Raw genomic sequence first — 5,253 nt, forward strand, 5'->3', positions numbered from 1 at the left:
TAAGGTCTTCAACTATTTGATTAATCATCCGTGCAGGATGATTTTCTTTTGGTTCCCCAGTCAGTTTTGATACTAAGTACGGTCTGATTTATGTTATAATCAGTACACATTTTTGTTATCCTTTCTATAGAGGTATTGTTTTTGAAAATGCTGGCTGCAACCAGTTCTTTTTTATTTTTAATTATATTTAAAGAGCTTCACCAGAAAAATAATAATTTTTCTGGTGAAGCTCTTTAACTTAGGAACTTATGACGCAGTTTCTTTGAATAAAGTCTATTCTACAATCTTCGATAGAAGATCATATTCACGATACCTAGAGTGTAGATAGAGTCATTACTTTCTTTATGACATGAAATTGAATAGGTTACAATGCATCAATTCCATGAGCCTTTGTTCTAATTTGTATTGAATCATCTATAGTTCGAACAAAAATTTTCCCATCTCCAAATGAACCATCTGAAAGTTCATTTGTTACATCATTAATCAGCCCGTCAACAATTTCATCGGGTACAACAGTTTTTATACTAACTTTGGGCAATATGTTAGTTGTTTGATTATCATCACGTGTATAAATTTGACCATGACCTTGCTGATGTCCATATCCCATAACAAAATCGAATGTTGCACCATATTTTCCATTTTTGCTTAATACTCGCTTCAATAATTCAAGTTTTTGACCATTTATAATGAATTCTAGTTCTTTCATATTGTACCCCCTTATCCAAAAATTCTGAGATATCTTTCTGCAAGCATCATTGTTCCTTCGACCCAACCTATTTTAAAATCTTTTGCAGGATCTGAATCTGAGTGTGTTTCTAACCATGCAGACATTTGCAATCGGCGTAACATAATAAATGTATCAATTTCTGCAAAACTTTCATCCGAAAAAGGCATAACTTTTTTGTATCCTCTCAACCAACCATTTATTAAATCAGGTGCTATATCTTTATGCTCAATAAATGAAATCGAAGCAGCTAAATCCTGCAAATACCAACCAAATCCTGCATCGTCAAAGTCAATGACTTTGATCTTCTTATCTTTATCCACCAAAACATTTGATTGACGTAAATCAGCATGAATCAAACCCCAGTTTTCTTTATTTTTTCCATAACGCAAAAGACGTTTTTGGATAATTTCATCACACCGTGTTAAGACTAATTTATCTTTATCTGAAAATCCTTCATAATCTTGCCAGTGTCCCCATTTTGCAGTTTTTCCAATGATATTATCATAGTCCCAAGCCCATCTATTTAATTTAGAAGTTTTATTCCACATTTGGGTCTGTTTATGGAGATAAGCAGTAATTTTACCTAGCATTTCATATTGATCAACAATATGGTTAGTGTCTTTTTCGTCTAAGGGTTCACCTACCAAAGCTTCCGTAATCAAAGTATAGTATATATTGCCATCAGAGCCTTTAATATCCTGAATATAGCTACCATCTTTGGCATAAATCGGATTCGCAACTTGCAACGGTGTATAATTATTTATTTCGTGAAGCCAAGCAACTTCGGCCTCATACTCTTCGTGTGTATGATAATTCGGTCTTCCAACACGCAGAAAACCTATTTTTTCATTAGTTTTTTTATTATAAACTAAATATGTGGCATTTTCACTTAGTGTTAAAAATCTAATTTTCGTCGTATCAGAAAAATCATACTTTGTGATAGTCTCGTTCGCTGCTTCATGAAAAATTTGAATATTATCGAAAGCTCCCATTGCTACTTCCCTTCTTTTTCCATTTCACCTAATGATTTTTCTAACATATCAACAAATCTGATAACATCTTCTTTGCTGAAAACCAGCGGCGGCCTTATTTTAAGCACATTCCCATATGGTCCACAAAGAGACAACAAGACATGATTTTTCCGCATAGTTTCAATCAATCTTACAGCATAATTATAATCTGCTTCTTTTGTTCCTGGTTTTACAATATCAATCCCAACATACAACCCAACTCCACGTATATCTCCTAAAACAGGATACTTTTGGACCAAATTATTTAATTTTGAAACTAGTTCTCTTCCACGATCTAGCGAGTTCTTCTGTGTATTATCTTTTTTCATGGTATCCAGTGTTGCTTGTGCCGCTGCCATTGCTACTGGTGATCCTGCAAATGTGTTGAAATATGGTGTATTTTTGCTGAATTCTTCAAGTAGGTCTGCTTTAGCAACTAACGCTGAGCAAGCAATACCATTAGCCATTGGTTTCCCCATAGTTACTAAGTCAGGCACAATTCCATGCCGTTGAAATCCCCAGAATGTTTCTCCTGTACGGCCAAACCCTGGTTGAACTTCATCCGCTATATATACACCTCCATATTTATGTACCATATCAATGACCGGTTTTAATAACCCTTTTTTCCCAGGAAAAATCCCATCAGAGGAAAAGATTGAATCTAGCATAATACCTGCAAATTTAATTCCATGTCGATGCATATCCACGATTTGTTTTTTTACTTGTGCTGCCATCCAATCACCAATATCATCTGTGCCCAGTCGATAGGTATCTGGAGTGGGTATCATCCTCATGGAGATATCCATAGGCACCTCTGATCCGATGGCCGGTGATAAACCGGTAATTAAATCAGTGTTCCCATGATAAGCCTCCGCAGTAACAATTATTCCTTCACCTCCAGTTGCAGCTTTAGCGACACGGACAGCCAAATCATTTGCTTCTGAGCCTGACAACATAAACATAATACGATTTAATTCTTTAGGAAAAGTTGCAAGTAAATCCTCTGCATAATTCAAAATGTTTTGGTTTAAATATCGAGTGTGTGTGTTAATTTTAGCTAATTGATTAGATACAGCCTCCTGGATTTCTTTTCGCGAATGTCCTAAAGAAGGGATGTTATTGTACGCATCTAAATATTCAGTTCCATCAGGAGTGTAAAGTTTTGTGCCATGTCCTTCTTCAAAGTCTAAGGGCGCTTTATAAAAGAGTCTATACGATCCACCCAAGATTTTACGACGCTTAACCATCGTTTTTAATTCTGGTGTTAACTTATCAATATCAGCCATATCGAAGCTATTCGAATCCATAATCGTTGAATCAGTTGTCATAGAATTACCTCTCTATCAAAAATATTTAAATATATACGCTTCACAAATTCAAAATAAAATTTGGTTAATAACTCCGCAAAGTTATAATATGTCATATAATATAACACAGAATATTAAAATACAAATATATATTTCAAATCATATTTTAATAAAACAATTAAATTATAATAAAAACAGTGGAATAAACATTTACAAGCTAATAAAAAGCCAAAAAAATTAAGAATACTAAGATTTTTTTCTAGAAAACGATTACTTTTATGAAATCAAAAACATGTTGATATTTGACTTTAACCCCCATAATGCTATTATTTTCTTTAAAAATATTGGAGTTGGTTAAATGTTAATTTTCGGGTTATTCATCTTGATTTTGACAATTCTGGTTATGGTTGGCATTATTAAAAATGCTAATTATAATGTGAATAAATATGACATTAAAAAGAACGCCACAGTTAAATCTTTTGGTTATAAGCAAGAATTAATTAGAGATATGGGAGGATTTTCAAATTTTGCAGTTTCCTTTTCAATAATTTCTATTTTGACCGGAGCTGTTTCTTATTATGGTTATGGTTTTTCTCAAGGTGGACCTGCCATGATGGGTGTTGGCTGGCCTTTGGTAACTTTATTAGTTTTGTTCGTGGCAGCAGCAATGGCAGAATTGACTTCTTCAATTCCAACCTCAGGAGCTATCTATCATTGGGCTTCAATTTTAGGTGGATCAACTTGGGGATGGTTTACAGGTTGGTTAAATATTATTGGTCAGGTTACGATTGTTGCGGGGATTGATTATGGATGTGCAACTTTTGCATCAAATTTAATTTTCCAAAGTCCATCAAAAACACAATTTTTAATAACATATTTTGTGATTCTTACCAGTCATGCCTTTTTAAATCATATGGGCATCGACCTAGTATCAAAACTAAATTCTATCTCCGCCATTTACCATCTGGTAGGAGTTTTACTAATTGTTATTATCCTAACATTGATTGGTCCAGCACATCCGATTTCATATGTGTTTACTACCTTTTCGACACAAACAAGTAATAATACCCCATATTGGTGGGCTTTCATGATTGGTTTATTGCAGGCACAATGGACTCTAACTGGTTATGACGCTTCTGCACATACCAGTGAAGAAACACTTAATCCTCGTGTAAGAGCTCCTTGGGGTGTATTTATGTCAGTAGCAATTTCAGGAATATTTGGTTACTTGCTCCTAATTTTAGTTACTATTTCAATTAAGGATCCTGCTGCTGTTGCAAGTGCTGGAAACAATGCTTTTATCGTTGCCATTAGACAGGCCATCGGTTCTCGTTTTAGTAATTTTATACTATGGTTAGTAACGATTGCTATGTGGTTCTGTGGTTGTTCGTCCATTACTTCATCCTCAAGAATGGTCTATGCTTTTAGTCGAGATGGGGGACTACCACTATCACACTTTTTTAAAAGAGTTTCTCCTAAATTTCACACACCAGCTGTCGCAATTTGGTTAGTGGCTGCAATCGCATTCCTTTCAGGAATCTCAGATGGAGTTTATGCAGTTATTGGCACAATGAGTGTCATTGGCCTCTATGGATCCTATGTCATTCCAATCTTCTTAAAACTTAAAGCTAAAATTCATGGAATCTGGACTTCAAAAAATGATGGTCCTTGGAACCTTGGAAAATGGAGTAATTTGGTTAGTTTCATTGCATGTCTCTGGGTTATCATTTTAATTATCATTATGATTTTATCTCCAACAGATGTTCAATTGACACCTCACTTGTTGATTCATTATGCAACTGGTAAAATAATATTTTTTGTTCTGCTGTTTTTGGCTATTTACTTTAATCTATATGCTAAACATGTATTCAAGGGGCCTAAATTAGGTTCATATGAAAAGTTGAATAAACAGCTTACCACCAGTCAATCTGCAAAGATACCTGTAATGAGGGATCACCAACAAAAAAATTAGCATCACAAGAACTTTTATCAATACTATAAATATGTACAATGTTTTTTAAGAAGATGTTAGCGAAAAGACAAAAAGTCATTCGTTAATCTCTTCTTTTTGTTTATAAAACAGTTATAATTGGTACCCTTTGCCACCAATTTTCTAATGTTCATTGCCATTAATGCACTTTCAACTTCCCTTTTTGCTCCTATCCTAGTATTTGGTACATAAATTTCTGAACAGTTGTGCCATAATTAA

Annotated in this window: 4 protein-coding genes; 1 reads left to right on the forward strand and 3 read right to left on the reverse strand. The window is 34.2% G+C overall.

The genetic code is table 11. The features are described from left to right. Positions 1–364: 364 nt before the first annotated feature. Genes FD20_RS11920 through FD20_RS11930 form a run of 3 tightly spaced genes read right to left on the reverse strand, consistent with a single transcriptional unit; the run spans position 365 to position 3,065 of the window. Positions 365–706, reverse strand: coding sequence for a P-II family nitrogen regulator (locus FD20_RS11920; RefSeq protein ID WP_057738800.1), 342 nt, complete (start codon positions 704–706; stop codon positions 365–367). 11 nt (positions 707–717) lie between these two features. Further along, positions 718–1,719 carry a phosphotransferase enzyme family protein gene (locus tag FD20_RS11925; RefSeq protein WP_057738802.1) on the reverse strand — a complete coding sequence of 334 codons (1,002 nt, stop codon included), beginning with the start codon at positions 1,717–1,719 and terminating at the stop codon, positions 718–720. Between the two features lie 2 nt (positions 1,720–1,721). After that, on the reverse strand, positions 1,722–3,065 hold the full coding sequence (locus FD20_RS11930) for an aspartate aminotransferase family protein (protein WP_057738804.1): 1,344 nt from the start codon (positions 3,063–3,065) through the stop codon (positions 1,722–1,724). A gap of 337 nt (positions 3,066–3,402) precedes the next feature. On the opposite strand from FD20_RS11930, the gene FD20_RS11935 reads away from it, so the two are divergent. Then, positions 3,403–5,016: an amino acid permease gene (locus FD20_RS11935; RefSeq protein ID WP_057738806.1), complete on the forward strand. Its 1,614-nt coding sequence runs from the start codon at positions 3,403–3,405 to the stop codon at positions 5,014–5,016. The last annotated feature ends 237 nt before the right edge of the window (positions 5,017–5,253 follow it).

Origin of the sequence: Liquorilactobacillus uvarum DSM 19971 (assembly GCF_001434935.1) — a bacterium.
Classification (GTDB): Bacteria; Bacillota; Bacilli; order Lactobacillales; family Lactobacillaceae; genus Liquorilactobacillus; species Liquorilactobacillus uvarum.

Coding starts and splice junctions, on each gene's coding strand:
- FD20_RS11930 (WP_057738804.1), bottom strand. CDS start 3,065: ATGACAACTGATTCAACGATTATGGATTCGAATAGCTTCGATATGGCT.
- FD20_RS11935 (WP_057738806.1), top strand. CDS start 3,403: ATGTTAATTTTCGGGTTATTCATCTTGATTTTGACAATTCTGGTTATG.
- FD20_RS11920 (WP_057738800.1), bottom strand. CDS start 706: ATGAAAGAACTAGAATTCATTATAAATGGTCAAAAACTTGAATTATTG.
- FD20_RS11925 (WP_057738802.1), bottom strand. CDS start 1,719: ATGGGAGCTTTCGATAATATTCAAATTTTTCATGAAGCAGCGAACGAG.